Consider the following 17,359-nt stretch of genomic DNA (forward strand, 5'->3'; position numbering starts at 1 on the left):
GCTGCGGGCACACGGGCGCGCGGCGGCTGGAGGCGGTGATGGTGAAGTCCTCCAAGACAGTCGTCACGCAAGGCGGCAAGCCTGTCGTCGTCACGCTCTGCGCGTCGGCCGCGAACACCCGCTCGCTCGTCCATCTTCTGCAAGAGCTGCCGACGCGGTCGGACACGGCCATCATCGTCGTGCTGCAGCACCGGGAATCGCTCGATGCGGCCGAATTCGGCCGCGCGCTCAAGGCGGCCGGCCACGAACTGACCGTCATCGAGCAGAACATGCCGCTCGCGCCGGGCCGGGTCTACCTGCCCGAGTCGAACGTCATCGTCAGCATCGAGGACGACCATTTCCGGCTTCGTCCCGCCGAGCAGCGCTTCGGTGAGCGCGGGACGATCGACAGCTTCCTCGTCTCGCTCCTCGGCGCGATGGACGGGCGCACCATCTCGATCGTCCTCGCCGGGACCGGCTCGGACGGAACCCTCGGCTTCAAGGCCGTCAAGGAGATGGGCGGCATCGCCTTCGCGGAGGAGACCGAGGAGTCGAAATCCGGCGAACTCGCCGCGAGCAACATCCCCGCCGCGCTGGCCGATGCCGTCCTGCCCATCGACGAGCTGGCCGAGCGGGTCCGGGCCAGCATCCACCAGCTCGGATCGAAGACGGAAGCGGGTGTGCAGCTCAACGAGGCCGAGGCCTCGACGGTGCTGGCCGGCATCGCGGCGGTTTTGCGCAACAAGACCGGCCACGACTTCCACGGCTACAAGGAAGGCACCTTCATGCGCCGCGTCCAGCGGCGGATGCAGGTCGCCCAGATCAACGACAGCACGGACTACGTGGAATACCTGCGCGCGCAGCCGGGGGAGGCGCAGGAACTCTTCAACGACCTGCTGATCGGCGTGACGCAATTCTTCCGCGACACGAAGGAATTCGAACTCCTCGAACGCAGCGTGATCCCGAAGCTGTTCGAGGGGAAGACCCGCAGCGATCAACTGCGGATCTGGATCATCGGCTGCTCGACCGGCGAGGAGGCCTACTCCTTCGGCATCCTGCTGCGCGAGCACATGGCGAACCTCGAAGAGGTGCCGCAGGTCCAGATCTTCGCGACCGACCTCGACGGCCGGGCGCTCGCGGCGGCGCGGTCGGCCCGCTACGCCGAGACGGTGGTGCGCGACGTCAGCCCCGAGCGGCTCGCGCGCTGGTTCGTGCGGGAGGGCAACACCTATTGCATCGTCAAGGAAGTGCGGGAGATGTGCATCTTCTCCCAGCACAGCATCATCAAGGACCCGCCCTTCTCCCGCCTCGACCTCGTCTCCTGCCGCAACCTGCTGATCTACCTCGATGCCGAGCTGCAGAGCCGCGTCATCCCGGTCTTCCACTTCGCCTTGAGACCGGAAGGCGTGCTGTTCCTCGGCAATTCCGAGAACGTCTCGCGCCACACCAACCTGTTTGCGCCGATCGAGCAGCGCTCGCGCATCTTCCGCCGCCTGGAGACGCATAGCCGGATCCTGCCCGACTTCCCCTTCGCCGTGTCGTCCCCGCGCTTCGAGCATCGGCAGGCGGCGAGCCTGCCCGCCCGTGCGGTCGAGCCCTCGCTGGCCCAGCGGGCCGAGCGCTTCGTGGAGCGCTACACGCCGGCCTACGTGATCGTGGACGAGACCCACACGGTGCTGCACTTCTCCGGCCGGACCGGGCGCTACATCGATCCGGCCGGGGGGGCGGCCTCGCTCAACCTCTTGCAACTGGTGCATCCCGACCTGCGCCTCGACCTGCGCTCGGCCCTCGTGCGCGCATCCGAGGAAGGGCGGACGGCCCATCTCCCCAACCGGCGGATCGAGTTGGACGGGCAGGCGCTCCTGGTCGATCTCGTGGTCGAGCCGGTGAAGGACACCGCCAGCCCCGTCCGGCACTTCTTCGTGCTGTTCAAGGACGGGGGGACGGCCGCCGCCGATGCGGAGATCGCCTCGGCCTCGTCGCAGGATCAGCGCGACCGCATCCGGCAGCTCGAAACGGAGCTGCGCGAGAACAAGGACCGGCTGCAGGCCATCGCCGAGGAAGCGGAGAGCACGAACGAGGAGTTGAAGGCCTCCAACGAGGAGTACCAGTCGCTCAACGAGGAGCTGCAATCGGCCAACGAGGAGCTTCAGACCTCGAAGGAAGAGCTGCAATCGGTCAACGAGGAGCTGACCACCGTCAACGGCGAGCTCGGCCTGCGGGTGCAGGAACTCGGCCGCACCAACAGCGACCTCAAGAACTTCCTCGAAAGCACGCAGATCGCCACCGTCTTCCTCGACAACGACTTGCGGGTCATGCGCTTCACGCCGGCCTCGGCGGAGCTGTTCCACCTCGTCGAGTCGGATGCGGGCCGGCCCATCGCCCACATCAAGTCGCGCATCGCGTACGAGGAGCTGCACGAGGATGCCCGCCGTGTCCTGCGCACCCTCAACAGCTCCGAGCGCGAGATCGAGAACCCGCAGACGGGGACCCGCTTCATGGTCCGCGTCCTGCCCTATCGCAGCGTCGACAACTTCATCGCCGGCGTCGTCATCACCTTCGTCGACATCACCGCGCGCAAGCAGGCCGAGGCGGCGCTCCGCGAGAGCGAGGAGCGCTTCCGCCAGTTCGCCGACGCCTCCTCGGACGTGCTCTGGATCCGCAACGCGCAGACGCTGGAATTCGAGTATGCCGGCCCGTCCTTCGAGACACTGTACGGTGCCGTCCCCGGCAAGTCCGGTCAGAACCCCCTGCGATCCTGGCTGAAGCTCATCGTGGGGGCCGACCGTCGGGAGGTGATCGACACCTTCCGCCAAGTGCGGGCGGGCGGGCGCGTGTCCCACATCTTCCGCATCCGCCGGCCGAGCGACGGCGAGGAGCGGTGGCTGGCGAATACCAACTTCCCGCTCTTCGACGAGAAGGGACAGGTGCACCGCATCGGCGGCATCACCTCCGACGTCACCGACGCCAAGCTGGCCACCGAGCGTCAGGACGTGCTGGTCAAGGAGCTGCAGCACCGCTCGCGCAACCTCCTCGGCGTCGTCACCTCGCTCGCGACCCGCACCGTCGGCCAGGGGGCGCCGGTCGAGAATTTCACCACGCGGCTGAACGCCCTAGGGCGGGCCCAGGCCCTGCTCAGCCGGTCGGGCAACGACACCGTCGAGGTCAGCGCCCTCGTGCATGCGGAGCTGTCGGCCTATACCAGCGCCTCCCCGAAGCGCATCACGATCTCAGGCCCGAAGGTGCTGCTGACCTCGGAGCAGGTGCAGAACTTCGCCCTGGCGCTGCACGAGCTGACCACCAACGCCGTCAAGTACGGCGCCCTGCGGGACGATGCGGGTCGTCTCTCCGTGACCTGGGAGCGCGTTTACAACAACAGCCACGGCAAGCGCTTGGCGCTGAGCTGGATCGAGAGCGACATCCGCGTCGAGCCGCAATTCCTGAGCCGGCGCGGCTACGGGCGCGAACTGATCGAGAACGCGCTCGCCTATGCCCTGAAGGGGCAGACCGGATACGTGCTCGACCTCGACGGCGTGCGCTGCCGGATCGAACTGCCGCTGAAGTAATCCGGGACAGAAGTAACCTGGGAAAGTTCGCCGCATCGGCGATCGGGATAGGTTTCGGCGGCATCTTGCTGCCGGAGCCGTGATGACCTCGCCGACCCTTCCCCTGTCCGGTCGCCGCATCCTCGTGGTCGAGGACGAGTACCTCATCGCCATCGAGATGGAGCGATGGCTTCAGGAAGCCGGAGCCGAGGTCGCCGGTCCGGTGTCGGACACCGAGCGGGCGCTGGCCCTCATCGAAACGGAAGCGCTCGATGCGGCCGTGCTCGACGTCCACCTCAACGGCGAGCCGGCCTACGTCGTCGCCGACCGCCTCACCGAGCGCGGCGTGCCCTACCTGTTCGCCACCGGCGAAGTCAGGATCGCCGAGGGCTCGGATTACCGCTCGCACGCCGTTCTGGGCAAACCCATCCTCGACGAAGAATTGCTGCGGGCCGTGAGCCGCCTCATCGCCCACTGATCCGGCTTCCGGATCATCGGCCCGCGACGCACCGGCTTGCACCGACTTGCGGTGTCACCCGCCGGGATGCGAAGCTGCCGGTTGCGGACCGTGTCCGCCGCCCGACCGGGGCCCGCCCCTCCGCGCGTCGAACGGCCGGAGCGCCGGGCGCGCGTCGCACGGACTCGACACCCCGGAGGCGATCCTGGACTGACCGGCGAGGTGAAGCCCGATGACCGAACCATGGGCGAGCGCCGCGCTCGCGAAGGTCGAACGGACCGCGCAACTGGCCTCGGAAATCCGCACGATCGTCGAGCGCACGAAGCTCATCATCGCCACTTCGCGGGAGATCCTCTCGGCGAACGGCGCGCCGGATGCGTCAGGGCGCCCCCCGCGCCCGCGCCAGCCGGAGACGCCGCCGGCGGACGCACTCTGTGCCGCCTTCGACGCGCTGCTCGAAGCGGCGCGCCAAGCCGAGGAGGCGGGTGATCCCGAGCTGTTCGCCCTCGTCGAGCGGGCCCTGTACCAGGCCGGCGACCGGATCGAACGGACGGCCTCGGCCCTCGCTCGCCGCGGGCCGCCCGTGCAGTAGGACCCGATCAGGCGAGGCCGCGGGCGCGCCGCCACGCCCGGAGCGCGCGCAGGCGCTCCTCGTAGGCGAGACGGAGGGCGGTGTCGGGTTCGCCCTTCATCTCGGGCGGCGTCAACGATTCCTCGGCGATGGGCGTGCCGAGCTGCCGGGCGACCTCGTGACGCCAGCAGGCATCGGCGACCGCGAACTCGAGATCGGTGCGAATCGTGTCTTCGTCGTCCATCCGGCGACTTCTCGTGCAGCGAAGCGGGAGATTGTGATCGTTCCCTCTCCGGAAGTGATCATCCTAGCCCATCTCGCGCCCCGGTTCGAGACGGGGCGCGCGGCGCGTTGATCGAGGCGGCGGAGAGCGAACGCGCCGCGCCCCAGCTCTCCGTACCGCCGGGGATCACCCCGCACGACCCCGATGAGATCCCTGGCCCAGTCAGGGCTGGGCGCCGCCGGCCTCAGGACAGCGCGTGAAGGCGCTCAGAGACACCCGCGCGACCGCCCTCAAGGCGTCGCGGTCGGCGCCCGACGAGGCCAGGACGCCCATGCCGGAGGCGACCGTCGAGAGAAAGCGAGCCAGGGCCGCCGGATCGGCCTCCGGCGCGAGGTCGCCGTCCCGCTGGGCCTGGGCGAACCGCGCGCGCAGGTCCGCCTCGGTCTGCCCGCGCCGGGAGGCCAGCTCGAAGGGGATGTTCTCCGAGCCCTCGCCGCAGGCGAGCCCACCCTGGACCAGGAGGCAGCCGGGTGGGTTGGCAGGATCGGTGTGGCTCTCGGCGATGCTCGACAGGAAGCGCTCGGCCACCTCGCGGGCGGTCGCTCCGGCGAGCACGTGGCGCATGTGCTCGCAGCGCCGCTGCGCGTAGCGGTCGAGGGCGGCCTTCAGCAGCCCCTCCTTGCTGCCGAAGGCCGCGTAGAGGGAGGGCGCCTTGATGCCCATCGCCTTCGTCAGCATGGCGAGGCTCGCGCCGTCGTAGCCGTGGCGCCAGAACACCTCCATCGCCTCGTCGAGGGCCTTGTCCGTGTCGAAGGACCGGGGCCGCCCCATCACCATCGTCCGCGGGCTCCAAATTTCGTATCGAAGTTTTGTATCGAGTGGTAGATAAGTCTCTTGACGCGCGGCGTCCATGCCGACATGTGTAGCGAACTCTACAGATGTCGGAGCCGCTCGTGGATCCTCAGCGTGGCACCTCTTTAGGCCGTTTTCTGCTCCGGCGCAGCGTCGGGGTCGGTCTCGCGCTCTCCCTCCTGGGAGGCGCCGCCTGGCTCGCGGTGCCGGCCTCGGTGTGGCGCGCCGCACCCGCTCAGGCCGCAGCGCCGCAGGACGAGCCGGCGATGCCGGCCGCCGTCGCCACGGTCGAGCCGCGCGACATGATCCTGTGGGACGCGTTCTCCGGCCGCCTGGAGGCGGTCGACCGCATCGAGGTGCGAGCCCGCGTCGGCGGCGCGGTCCAGGCCACGCATTTCGTCGAGGGTGAGTTGGTCAAGCCCGGTGACCTCCTCGTGACCATCGATCCTGCGCCCTACGCGGCCGAGGTCCAGCGCCTGGAGGCCCAGGTGGCGGGCGCCGAGGCGCGGGTCGCCCTGACGTCGAGCGACCTCGAGCGCGGGCAGCAATTGTCGGATCGGCACATCGTCACGGCCCGCGACCTCGACGTGCGCGCCAACGCCTTCAAGGAGGCGAAGGCGACCCTGGAGGGTGCGAAGGCGGCGCTGGCGGCGGCGCGGCTCAATCTCAGCTACACGGAAGTGCGGGCGGCGGTGGGCGGACGCGTCGGCCGCCGCGAGATCACGCCGGGCAACCTCGTCGCGACGGGCGCCGGCGCTGCGGTGCTGACGACCCTCGTCTCGGTCGATCCGGTCTATGCCAGCTTCGACGCCGACGAGACCGTCATCCTGAAGGCGCTGGCCTCGATCGCCGAGCCGTCGGGCGGCCGCGGCCGGCTCGCGCGGATTCCGGTCGAGATGATCACGGCCGACGGCGCGCGCGCCCAGGGCAGCCTGCAGTTCATCGACAACAAGGTTGATGCCCGCAGCGGCACGGTCCGCGTCCGCGCGACCTTCGCCAACGGCGACGGCCGCCTGATCCCGGGCCAGTTCGCGCGGATGCGGCTGGGCCAGGCCGTGCCCGAATCCCTCCTGCTCGTCGATGAGCGCGCCATCGGCACCGACCAGGACAAGCGCTTCGTCCTCGTGGTGGGGGCGGACAGCCGGGCCGAGTTCCGCGCCGTCACCCTCGGCCGGGCCGTCGACGGCCTGCGGGTCGTGACCTCCGGCCTGTCCGGCGGCGAGCGCATCGTGGTCAACGGGCTGCAGCGCATCCGCCCCGGCACGCGCATCAGCCCCGAGCCGGTCCGGATGGGCGCCCGGCCTCAGGATTCTTCGCCCCTGACGGGCAAGCTCGCGCAGCGGTGAGACGCTCGCGCAACGCTAAAACGGTCGCGCAGCGCTGAAAAACCTCGCGCAGCGCTGACACCGCTTCGCTCTCCCCCACCCAAAACCGCCCGGCGGCAACGCCGTGACCGGCAGCCCCGTCGGCTGCGCGGGCGGTCACCTCACGCCCCGTCTTCCCCGAGGGTCGGCATGAATCTCTCCAAGTTCTTCATCGACCGGCCGATCTTCGCGGGCGTGCTCTCGGTGCTCATCTTCGTCGGCGGGCTGCTCTCGCTCTTCGCGATGCCGATCTCGGAATACCCGGACGTCGTGCCGCCCTCGGTCGTCGTGCGCGCGACTTTCCCCGGCGCCAACCCCAAGGTCATCATCGAGACCGTGGCGACGCCGATCGAGGAGCAGATCAACGGCGTCGAGGGCATGCTCTACATGTCGAGCCAAGCCACGACCGACGGCGTGATGGTGCTGACCGTCACCTTCCGGCTCGGCACCGATCCCGACAAGGCGCAGCAGCTCGTCCAGAACCGTGTCTCGCAGGCCGAGCCGCGGCTGCCGGCGATCGTGCGCCAGCTCGGCATCGTCACGGTGAAGTCCTCGCCCGATCTCACCATGGTCGTGCACCTCGTCTCGCCCAACGGGCGCTACGACATGACGTATCTGCGCAACTACGCGGTCCTGAACATCAAGGACCGCCTCGCCCGCCTCGACGGCGTCGGTCAGGTCCAGCTCTTCGGCTCCGGCGACTACGCCATGCGCATCTGGCTCGATCCGCAGAAGGTCGCGGAGCACGGCCTGTCCGCCGGCGACGTGGTGCGCGAGATCCAGGCCCAGAATGTCGAGGCGGCGGCCGGCGTCATCGGCGCCTCGCCGGCAGTGCCGGGGCTCGACCTGCAATTATCGCTCAACGCGGAAGGGCGCCTCGCAAACGAGGAGCAGTTCGGCGACATCGTCGTCAAGACCGGCGAGAACGGCGAGATCACGCGGCTGCGCGACCTCGCGCGGATCGAACTCGGCGCCTCCGACTACGCGCTGCGCTCGCTTCTCGACAACAAGTCGGCGGTGGCGATCCCGATCTCGCAATCGCCCGGCTCGAACGCGATCCGGATCTCGGATCAGGTCCGCCAGACCATGGCCGAGATCAAGCGGACCATGCCGGAGGGGGTCGATTACCAGATCGTCTACGATCCGACGCAGTTCGTGCGCGCCTCGATCGAGGCGGTGATCCACACGCTGCTGGAGGCGGTCGCCCTCGTCGTCCTCGTGGTGATTCTGTTCCTGCAGACGTGGCGGGCCTCGATCATCCCGCTTCTCGCCGTGCCGGTCTCCATCGTCGGCACCTTCGCGGTGATGCACGCCTTCGGCTTCTCCATCAACGCGCTGAGCCTGTTCGGTCTCGTGCTCGCCATCGGCATCGTCGTCGACGACGCCATCGTCGTGGTCGAGAACGTCGAGCGCAACATCGAGGCCGGGCTCTCGCCGCGCGACGCGAGCTATCAGGCGATGCGCGAGGTCTCCGGGCCGATCATCGCCATCGCCCTCGTGCTCGTCGCGGTCTTCGTGCCGCTCGCCTTCATCAGCGGGCTGACGGGCCAGTTCTACAAGCAGTTCGCGCTCACCATCGCGATCTCGACGGTGATCTCGGCGATCAACTCGCTGACCCTCTCCCCAGCCCTCTCCGCGCTTCTGCTCAAGGACCATCACGCCCCGAAGGACCGGCTGACCCGCATGCTCGACAGGCTGCTCGGCTGGTTCTTCCGGCGGTTCAACCGCGCCTTCGGGCGGGCCTCGGACGGCTACGGGCGCGGCGTCAGCGCCGTCGTCACGCGAAAGGGCGCGATGATGGTGCTCTACCTCGTGCTCGTCGGGGTGACCGCGCTGCTGTTCCAGAGGATCCCCGGCGGCTTCGTGCCGGGTCAGGACAAGCAGTACCTCGTCGGCTTCGCGCAACTGCCCGACGGCGCCACCCTCGACCGGACGGAGGAGGTGATCCGCCGCATGAGCGAGATCGCGCTCAAGGAGCCCGGCGTCGAGAGTGCAGTGGCCTTCCCCGGCCTGTCGATCAACGGCTTCACCAACTCCTCGAATTCGGGGATCGTGTTCTCAACCCTGAAGCCGTTCGCGGAGCGTCAAGGACCGGGCTTGAGCGGGGCGGCGATCGCGCAGTCGCTCAACAAGAAGTTCGCCGCGATCCCCGAGGCGTTCATCGCGATGTTCCCGCCTCCGCCCGTCAACGGGCTCGGGACCATCGGCGGCTTCAAGCTGCAGATCGAGGACCGGGCCGGCCTCGGCTACGAGGCGCTGAACGAGGCCACCAAGGCCTTCATGGCCAAGGCAGCCCAGGCGCCGGAACTCGCCGGCCTGTTCTCCAGCTTCCAGATGAACGTGCCGCAGCTCTTCGCCGACCTCGACCAGACCAAGGCGCGCCAGCTCCGCATCCCGGTCACGGACGTGTTCGACACGCTGCAAATCTATCTCGGCTCGCTCTACGTCAACGACTTCAACCGGTTCGGCCGCACCTACTCGGTCCGCGTCCAGGCCGACGCGCCGTTCCGGGCGCGCTCCGACGATGTCGGGCAGCTCAAGGTCCGCGCCGGCTCCGGCGAGATGGTGCCGCTCTCGGCCCTGCTGCGCGTGCGCCAGACCGCAGGGCCGGAGCGGGCCATGCGCTACAACGGCTTTCTGTCCGCCGACATCAACGCGGGCGCGGCCCCCGGCTACTCGTCGGGGCAGGCGCAGGAAGCAGCGGCCCGCATCGCCGCCGAGACCCTGCCGCGGGGCTTTGCCTTCGAGTGGACCGACCTGACCTACCAGGAATTCATTGCCGGCAATTCCGGGATCTGGGTCTTCCCGCTGGCCCTGCTGCTCGTCTTCCTCGTGCTGGCGGCGCAGTACGAGAGCCTCACCCTGCCGCTGGCCATCCTGATGATCGTGCCGATGGGGTTGCTCGCGGCGATGTTCGGGGTCTGGCTGTCGGCGGGCGACAACAACGTCTTCACGCAGATCGGCCTGATCGTGCTCGTCGGCCTCTCGGCCAAGAACGCGATCCTGATCGTGGAATTCGCACGCGAGCTGGAATTTTCAGGCCGCACCCCGCTCCAGGCGGCGATCGAGGCGAGCCGCCTGCGGCTGCGCCCGATTCTGATGACGTCGCTGGCCTTCATCATGGGCGTTCTGCCGCTGGTGACCGCGACCGGGGCCGGAGCGGAGATGCGCAACGCCATGGGCGTCGCGGTGTTCTCCGGCATGATCGGCGTCACCGCCTTCGGCCTGTTCCTGACGCCGGTCTTCTACGTGCTGCTGCGCCGCATGGCCGGCAACCGTCCGCTCAAGCAGCATGGCGGCGCGGCCCATCCGGACGACATGGCCCGCGCCGCATGACGGGCGAGGTGTTTCGGGGCCCGCATCATCCGAGGGTCGGGGTCCCGTCTCGGAATCGGCTTCACGCCAGCATCGCAAGGCGAAGCCGAAGCGATCGACCGGCGCCCCGATCGGCGCCGCTCAGAAGCCGCTGCGCACGCGCAGATGCGTGTGGGTGTGGTTCGATGCGAACCCCTCGTCGTGCGAATGCGCGGAGGTGTCCTCACCGATGGGAATCAGGTTGAGCGTGCCGTGCATGACGCCGCGTTCGAGAAATAGCTTCTCCGCGTAGGAAGACACGTCGCCGACCGGGCCGCGCATCAGCGTCACGTCGATCGAGGTCGAGTGATCGATCGGGATCGACAGGGAGGCGACTGCCTGATCGTGACGGTCGAGGCGCCCCTGCGGCACCCGCGCCGCGAGGTTCCGCACCGACTGGTCGATCGTGTAGCTGACGACGCCGAAGCACGGCGCATCGGCCGGCGCTCCGGGACGCGCGGACAGGCCGCGCCGCACGAGGTCGCGGACGGCTTCCGACCGGCTGCCCGCGCCGGTGCTGTCCATGTAGGCATCGAGCGCCGCCGCCAGTTCGTCGTCGATGGCGATGGTCGTGCGCTGCATGGCGATCCTCCCCTCCTCTCCGCGATGACGAAGCTGTCCTATCGCCGGTTGCCCGACAAGCGGGCGCGGCGCTTCGTGTCTCTTCCTCAATCGCTCGCGACGTCCGCGGCATCGTCCGATCCGCCGGCCTGCCGGTCGCTGCCGAGCGAGTAGACTTGGTAGGGTTTTCCATCGGCGCCGGGCGAGCGGTAGAGATAGGGCTGCCCCCACGGGTCGGTCAGGCCGCGGCTGTCGCGGATGTAGGGACCGCGCCAGCCGGGCCCGGTCGGCTGGACGAGGCCCTGAAGGCCCTGCTGGGCCGTCGGGTAGGCGCCGTTGTCGAGGTAGTAGAGCTCGACCGCCTGAGCGATGTTCTTGACCTGGATGCGCGCCGTCTCGCCCTTGGCGCGGCCGAGATAGCCGATCACCTGCGGCGTCACCATCGTGGCGATCATGCCGATGATCGCCAGCACGACGAGAAGCTCGACCAGCGAGAAGCCGGCTTCGGCCGAACGGGGACAGGCGTCGTCCCGCTCGCAACCCTGCTCTGGGTGAGACATCGCCGTCGCCGTCCGCATCGTGAAGTGATGGGTGCACGGTGGGGCGCGAAGCCTAAGAATCCCCTGCGGGCACCGGACTCCGCGGCGCTTTGGACCGGGATTCACCGGAATTTTTTGATCTTTGTTATGCTCCCCGTGCGACCGTCCCGGAACAGAACCGGCAGGAATCGGCCCGCCGGCGGCTCCTGGGGCGGTCATGCGCGAGCCTGATGTCATCTCGAACCTCCGGCGCGCGGTACCGGCTCTGCTCGTCGTGCTCGCGGCGGTTCTGTTCGCGTTTCAAGGGCCGGCCGCCGCGGCGGCGCAGGCCGCGCCCGAGGCGCTTCTGAGCCTGCCGATGCCGGCGCCGCTGCCGTCCGTCCGGCTGCTCACGATCTTGGTCGGCCTCCACCTCCTCGGCCTGTGCTTCGGCCTCGGCGGGGCGACAATGCTCGATTTCTGGATCCTGCGCTGGATGCGCTGGGGTGGCCTGCCGAACGAGATCGCGCGCACCTTCCTGTTCGTCAGCAAGGTGGTGAGCGTCGGGCTCGCCCTGCTCTGGGTCTCCGGCCTTGGATTCCTGGCCGTCTATGCGTTCGAGACGCCCGAGAAGCTCTCGAACCCGAAGCTCGTCGCCAAGGTCATGGTGGTCGCGGTGCTGACGCTGAACGGATGGCTGATCCATGCCCTCGTCCTGCCGGGCGTGCTGCGCGACGTGAGCCGGCCGATGTTCGACGGCGTGTCGCGCCTGCGCACCGGGGTCTTCCTGATCTCGGGGGCGGTCTCGGGCGTCTCGTGGTACACGGCCTTCGCGCTGGGCCTGATGCGCGAGCTGAACGGGCGCGTCGCGGCGGGCCTCCTGCTGGCGCTCTGGCTTGCCGCCATGGTCGCCGCCGGGCTCGCGGCCTACGCCTTCTGGCAGTTCCTGCGTCGTCGCAGCCTCGATGCGCGGATCGAGGCTGCCGAGGAGGCCCCCGTCTCCGCCATCCCGTCATGGCCCGCGCTCATGCGCCGGATCCGCGCGCGGATCGGCCGGGCACGCCCGGTCGTGGCATCACCGGGAACCTTCCCTGTCGCCCCTGAAACCGCTCCGCTCGCGTCATCGGCCGTGGAGCTGCGCGCGCCCGACCGCGACGGCAGGGAGGCCTTCGCGCCGCATCCGATGCGGGCGATTCCGCTGGGAATGACCTGCGTGCGCGAGAGCCGGGTGGCCGCCCTCAGGGCGCGGCTGAGCGCGATCTGAGGCCATGGATCTCGGCGACCCGGCCGTCGCGGCGCTGCTGCCCCTCACCCTCGCGGTGAGCCTGATCGACCTGCGCCGCCGCATCATTCCCGACGGGCTGAACCTCGCGCTGCTCGTCCTCGGCGTCGGGTTCGCCGCGCTCCACGGTCCGGCGCTGGCGGCGGCCGGGGCGAGCCTGATCCAGGCGGCCTGCGCGTTCCTGCTGCTCTGGGCCTTGCGCGCCGCCTATGCCCGGCTGCGCGGACGCACGGGGTTGGGTTTGGGCGATGTGAAGTTCATCGCCGCCGCCACCGCCTGGATTGGCTTGGCCGGCCTGCCGCTGCTGCTCCTCGTCGCCAGCACCAGCGCGCTGGCGGTGCTCGGCCTCGCCGCCCTGGCCGGGACGCGGATAGGCCCGGCCTTCCGCCTGCCCTTCGGGCCGTTCCTGGCGCTTGGGCTGCACGCGGTGCTGTGGGCCGGCGCCCCCGGCTGAGGGCTTCGCCGGGCCGGCCCCGGATCACTGCACGAGCTGGCCGACGCTCATGATCGCGCCCATGACCGAGAGGATCAGCCCGCCGATCAGACCGCCGATGGTCACGGTGACCAGCGGCGTGAGCAGCGCGAGCAGACGATCGATGCGCTGGCGCGTCTGAGTCTCGTGCATCTCGGCGGCGTGGAGGAGAACGGGGCCGAGGCGGTTCACCTGCTCGCCGCTGGCGATGAGGTTGAGGGTCGAGGGCGCGTGCGGCTTCAGGCCGGCGAGACCCGAGGCGAGGCTGCCGCCCTCGGTGAGCCGGCGGCCGGCCTCGTCGAGGGCTTGGCGGAACACGCGGTTGCCCGCGAGCGGGCGGGTCGCGGCGACCGCATCCGGGATCGGCACCTCGGCGCAGAGCAGCGTTCCGAGCACCCGGCAGATGCGCCCGAGCTCGATGCCCGCCACGATCTCGCGCACCAGCGGCAGGCGCAAAGCCAGCCGCCCGCGGGCGGCGGCGAACCCCGGCTCGCGCCAGATCCGGGCGAGTCCGAGGCCGAGGAGCGCGGCGGCCCCGAGCATCACCGGCCAGCCGGCGCTGATCGTATCGCCGAGCGCCGCGGCGGCGCGGATGGCGAGGGGCGGCGCCTGGCCGCTGCCCTCGAACAAAGGCGTGAGCGCCGGCACCAGCACGACGACGATCATCACCAGCGTCCCGATCGCCATCAGTACCAGCAGGGCCGGGTAGACCATCGCCGAGGTGAGATGACGGCGCACCGCGTCGCGCCGCTCGATCGAGTCGGTGAGCGAGCCGATCACCGCCTCGAGCGTGCCGGTCGCCTCGCCGGCCCGGACGATGTCGACCATGTCGCGGGAGAAGGCCTGCGGGTGGGCCGCCAGCGCCCGCGACAGCGAGGCGCCGGCGATGACCCGCTCCAGAATGTCGGCCAGCACGGGTTTGAGCGCGACGGAGGCCTGCCGCTCGACGAGCCGCAGCGCTCGATCGACGGTGAGCCCGGCCCCGATCAGGGTGCCGAACTCGCGCAGGAAAGCGAGCCGCGCCGCGTCGTTGACTCGGTCGCGCCCGAACAGGTCGCGTGTCCAGATCGAGGCCGAGGCGGCGGGCTCGATGGCGAAGACCTGGAGCCCGTCGGCCCGCAACTGCGCCACCGCGCGCTGGCGGCTGTCGGCCTCGATCCGGCCGGCGCGAGCGCTGCCGTCGGCGGCGTACGCCTGGTAGGCGAAGCGCGGCATCAGATCTGGCCCTCCAGCACGCGGGCGATCTCGTCGAGGGTGGTGTCGCCGGCGGTCACGCGCGCCCGGCCGCTCTCGACGAGGCTCGCCATCCCGGCCGCGCGAGCGTGCGCGGCGATGGCGCCCTCCCCGGCCCCCGACGCGATCAGCCCGCGCAACGCGCCGTCGAGCGGCATGATCTCGGACACGACCATGCGCCCGCGATAGCCGGTGCCGTTGCAGGCCGCACAGCCGCAGGCCCGCTTGAGGCTCAAGGGGGAGCCCGGCGCCACTCCGAGGCGCAGGCGCTCCTGATCGGTGGCGGGCGCGGGCGTGGCGCAGGCGGCGCAGAGCCGGCGCACGAGGCGCTGGGCGATGACGCCGTTGAGCGTCGCGGCGATGAGGTAGGGCTCGACGCCCATATCCATCAGCCGGGTGACCGTGGCGGGGGCGGAGTTGGTGTGCAGCGTCGAGACCACGAGGTGGCCGGTGAGCGAGGCCTGCACCGCGATGCGGGCGGTCTCGCCGTCGCGGATCTCGCCGACCATCACCACGTCCGGGTCCTGGCGCAGGATCGAGCGGAGGGCGGCGGCGAAGTCGAGACCGATGCCGGGATGGGCCTGCACCTGATTGACGCCGGCCATCCGGTACTCGACCGGGTCCTCCACCGTGACGACCTTGAGATGCGGGCCGTTGATGCGCCGAAGCGCCGCGTAGAGCGTGGTGGTCTTGCCCGAGCCGGTCGGGCCGGTGACGAGGACGAGGCCGTTGGGGCGGCTCGTCATCGCCTCGATCCGGGCGATGGCCGGCGCATCGAAGCCGAGGGAAGAGAAATCCTCGACCCGGCGCGACCCGTCGAGGATGCGCAGCACCACGCTCTCGCCGTGGGCGGTGGGCAGGGTCGAAACGCGGATATCGACCTCCTGGCCGCGGTCGGGCGCCTTCATGCGCCCGTCCTGCGGCAGGCGCCGCTCGGCGATGTTGAGCCCGGCCTGGATCTTGATGCGGGTGGTCAGCGCGAGCTGCATCGATTTGGCCAGCCGCTCGGCCTCGACCAGCACGCCGTCGACGCGGTAGCGCACCCGCATGTCGGCCTCCTCCGCTTCCAGGTGGATGTCGGAGGCCGACAATTCGAAGGCCTTTCGCACGAGCCTCGCGGAGAGGCGCACGATCGGGGCTTGGCTCGCTACGTCGGCGAGGCGGGCGAGGTCGTCGTCGAGAGCCCCGCCGTCGTCCTCCGAGGCCATATCGCCGTAAAGGGCGCGGTGGGCCCGCTCGAAGCTGCCGGGGCCGACGAGGCAGCACACGACGGTGCGGTCGGTCAGATGCGCCAGGGCGGCCGGAATGTCCGGATCGAACGCATCGACCAGGGCGACGACGAGGCGGCCGGGCGTCTCGGCGAGCGGCAGTACGCGGGCACGGGCGCAGTAATCGGCGCCGATCAGCTCGGGCAGGACCGGCGCAGGCGGGAAGTCCGTTTCCTGCAGCACGTCGAGGCCGGTCGCCTCCGAGAGGGCAGCGACCAGGGCGGTTTCGTGGACGAGGCCGAGTTCGGCGAGCAGCACCGGCAGCGGCCGCTTGCCCGGCAGGTCGAGGGCGGCGAGCGCGCGCTCGTGCCCGGCCGCGTCGAGGAGACCCGTCGCGGCGAGCGCCTCGACGAAGGCGCGGGCGGTGTCCTGGCGGTCACGGCTCCGGCCGCGCTGGTCGGGCCGGATCCGCCGCGGACGGCTTTTCGAACCCCAGACGCTCAGCATGGTGCGGCCCCCGGCCCCGCTCGAGCGCGCCCGGGATGCAAGCCGTCCCGAGCCCGCGCCGGAGACGGGTCCTTTAAGCCGACGTAAACACCGCCCGTCTTAACAAGTCCTCTCGCGGCCAGCCGTCCGGGACCGTCCGATCCGTGAGTGCCATCGAAGCCCCCGCGCCGGGACGCGGCCCCTCCCCGCTCGGCATGGCCGGGCGCACAGCCCTGCGCGAAGGCTTCGACACCACGGCGCATTGGCTCGGCCTCGGCGAGATCCGGACCGACCGCGAGGACGCGCCCCTGACGATCCGGCTCGGCGCCCCCGGCGCGACCGACGTGGCGGTGATCGACCGGCGCGAGGCGGAGCCCCGCACGCACCGGCTCGATCCGGGGGCCGAGGATTTTTCCGCGCGCCTGAGCGCGATCCGGGGGGCTCAGACAGGGGTCGGCGCCAAGGTCCTGCTCGATCCCGCCCTTTGCTTCATCCGCTCGGTCAGCCTGCCGAGCGCCGCCCTGCCGCGGATGCGCGCGGTGCTGGCGCAGGAACTGGAGGCGGCCACGCCCTTCAAGCCGGAGAGCGTGCACAGCGATTGGTATGTCGAGAGCGAGGACGTGCCGGGCCGGATGCTTCGTGTCCGGCACGTCGTGGTCAAGAGAGGGCGGCTCGATCCGCTCCTCGCCGCTCTTGCCGAGGCCGGCATCGCCGCCGGCCCGGTCACGGTCGGGGCCGACGAGGCGCGCACCCTGCCGATCGATCTCCTGAGCGGGGGGCACCGTTCCCTCCGGGCCCTCGTCGGACCGGGCCGAGGCAACCTCGCGCTTCTGACGGGCGCGGCCCTGCTCCTCGTCGCCGCCTTCATCGGCTTTCGCGCCCATCAGGACGCGACGCTCAGCGCCCTCGACACGGCTTTTGCCGCCGCGCGCCGGGCCGCCGGACCGCCGGTACCGCCGACGGTTCAGGCCGGCACCGCTGCGATCCTGGCCCGCCGCGCGCCGCCGCTCGGCCGAACCTGGGATGCGCTCGCCGCGGCGCTGCCGGATTCCGCCTCGGCCACCGATCTGCGCCTCGATTCCGACGGCGCGCAACTGACGCTCTCCGTCACGGACGAGGCGGCGGCGCTCGCCGCTCTCGCTCGCGTGCCGGGGTTCGGCGCTCCGTTCCTCCAGGAATCCTCGTTGGGCCTGGAGGGGCGGCGCCGGCTCGTCGTGCTTCTGCCGCGCATCGATCGTGGGGCGCAGCGGTGAG

At 70.4% G+C, this 17,359-nt stretch carries 14 protein-coding genes; 8 read left to right on the forward strand and 6 right to left on the reverse strand.

From position 1 onward, the window contains the following. The first annotated feature begins 38 nt into the window (after positions 1–38). From LPC10_RS06960 to LPC10_RS06970, 3 genes are all read left to right on the forward strand, one after another. Positions 39–3,545 carry a CheR family methyltransferase gene (locus LPC10_RS06960; protein WP_231346042.1) on the forward strand — a complete coding sequence of 1,169 codons (3,507 nt, stop codon included), beginning with the start codon at positions 39–41 and terminating at the stop codon, positions 3,543–3,545. Positions 3,546–3,627: 82 nt separating this feature from the next. Continuing rightward, a complete protein-coding gene (locus LPC10_RS06965) occupies positions 3,628–4,002 on the forward strand; it encodes a response regulator (protein WP_231346043.1) in 375 nt (124 codons plus the stop codon). A 211-nt stretch (positions 4,003–4,213) separates the two neighbouring features. Then, positions 4,214–4,573, forward strand: coding sequence for a hypothetical protein (locus LPC10_RS06970; protein WP_231346044.1), 360 nt, complete (start codon positions 4,214–4,216; stop codon positions 4,571–4,573). 7 nt (positions 4,574–4,580) lie between these two features. Here LPC10_RS06970 and LPC10_RS06975 read toward each other — a convergent pair whose 3' ends face one another. Further along, entirely contained in the window at positions 4,581–4,796 is a 216-nt protein-coding gene (locus tag LPC10_RS06975) for a hypothetical protein (RefSeq protein WP_231346045.1), read from the reverse strand. 201 nt (positions 4,797–4,997) lie between these two features. Continuing rightward, on the reverse strand, positions 4,998–5,612 hold the full coding sequence (locus LPC10_RS06980; RefSeq protein ID WP_231346046.1) for a TetR/AcrR family transcriptional regulator: 615 nt from the start codon (positions 5,610–5,612) through the stop codon (positions 4,998–5,000). A gap of 101 nt (positions 5,613–5,713) precedes the next feature. Here LPC10_RS06980 and LPC10_RS06985 point away from each other — a divergent pair, with 101 nt between their 5' ends. Both LPC10_RS06985 and LPC10_RS06990 read left to right on the forward strand, forming a co-directional pair. Continuing rightward, positions 5,714–6,973: an efflux RND transporter periplasmic adaptor subunit gene (locus LPC10_RS06985; protein ID WP_231346047.1), complete on the forward strand. Its 1,260-nt coding sequence runs from the start codon at positions 5,714–5,716 to the stop codon at positions 6,971–6,973. 168 nt (positions 6,974–7,141) lie between these two features. Further along, positions 7,142–10,327, forward strand: a complete 3,186-nt coding sequence (locus LPC10_RS06990) for an efflux RND transporter permease subunit (protein ID WP_231346048.1) — start codon at positions 7,142–7,144, stop codon at positions 10,325–10,327. Between the two features lie 120 nt (positions 10,328–10,447). Here the strand turns inward: LPC10_RS06990 and nikR are convergent, their stop codons facing one another. Both nikR and gspG read right to left on the reverse strand, forming a co-directional pair. Next, positions 10,448–10,927 carry a nickel-responsive transcriptional regulator NikR gene (gene nikR, locus LPC10_RS06995; RefSeq protein WP_231346049.1) on the reverse strand — a complete coding sequence of 160 codons (480 nt, stop codon included), beginning with the start codon at positions 10,925–10,927 and terminating at the stop codon, positions 10,448–10,450. Between the two features lie 86 nt (positions 10,928–11,013). After that, positions 11,014–11,466 carry a type II secretion system major pseudopilin GspG gene (gene gspG / locus LPC10_RS07000; protein WP_231346050.1) on the reverse strand — a complete coding sequence of 151 codons (453 nt, stop codon included), beginning with the start codon at positions 11,464–11,466 and terminating at the stop codon, positions 11,014–11,016. Between the two features lie 196 nt (positions 11,467–11,662). On the opposite strand from gspG, the gene LPC10_RS07005 reads away from it, so the two are divergent. Both LPC10_RS07005 and LPC10_RS07010 read left to right on the forward strand, forming a co-directional pair. Further along, the gene (locus LPC10_RS07005) at positions 11,663–12,688 is read left to right on the forward strand and encodes a hypothetical protein (RefSeq protein WP_231346051.1); all 1,026 of its coding nucleotides are present in this window, start codon (positions 11,663–11,665) and stop codon (positions 12,686–12,688) included. Positions 12,689–12,692: 4 nt separating this feature from the next. Beyond that, entirely contained in the window at positions 12,693–13,160 is a 468-nt protein-coding gene (locus LPC10_RS07010; RefSeq protein ID WP_231346052.1) for an A24 family peptidase, read from the forward strand. Between the two features lie 24 nt (positions 13,161–13,184). On the opposite strand, the gene LPC10_RS07015 is transcribed toward LPC10_RS07010, so the two are convergent. Then, positions 13,185–14,393, reverse strand: coding sequence for a type II secretion system F family protein (locus LPC10_RS07015; protein WP_231346053.1), 1,209 nt, complete (start codon positions 14,391–14,393; stop codon positions 13,185–13,187). Further along, the gene (locus LPC10_RS07020; RefSeq protein WP_231346054.1) at positions 14,393–16,126 is read right to left on the reverse strand and encodes a GspE/PulE family protein; all 1,734 of its coding nucleotides are present in this window, start codon (positions 16,124–16,126) and stop codon (positions 14,393–14,395) included. The genes LPC10_RS07015 and LPC10_RS07020 overlap by 1 nt, the downstream gene beginning before the upstream one ends. A 143-nt stretch (positions 16,127–16,269) precedes the next feature. On the opposite strand from LPC10_RS07020, the gene LPC10_RS07025 reads away from it, so the two are divergent. Beyond that, positions 16,270–17,358 carry a hypothetical protein gene (locus LPC10_RS07025; protein ID WP_231346055.1) on the forward strand — a complete coding sequence of 363 codons (1,089 nt, stop codon included), beginning with the start codon at positions 16,270–16,272 and terminating at the stop codon, positions 17,356–17,358. Position 17,359: the final 1 nt, after the last annotated feature.

Source organism: Methylorubrum sp. B1-46 (genome assembly GCF_021117295.1).
In the GTDB taxonomy this organism is placed as follows: Bacteria; Pseudomonadota; Alphaproteobacteria; order Rhizobiales; family Beijerinckiaceae; genus Methylobacterium.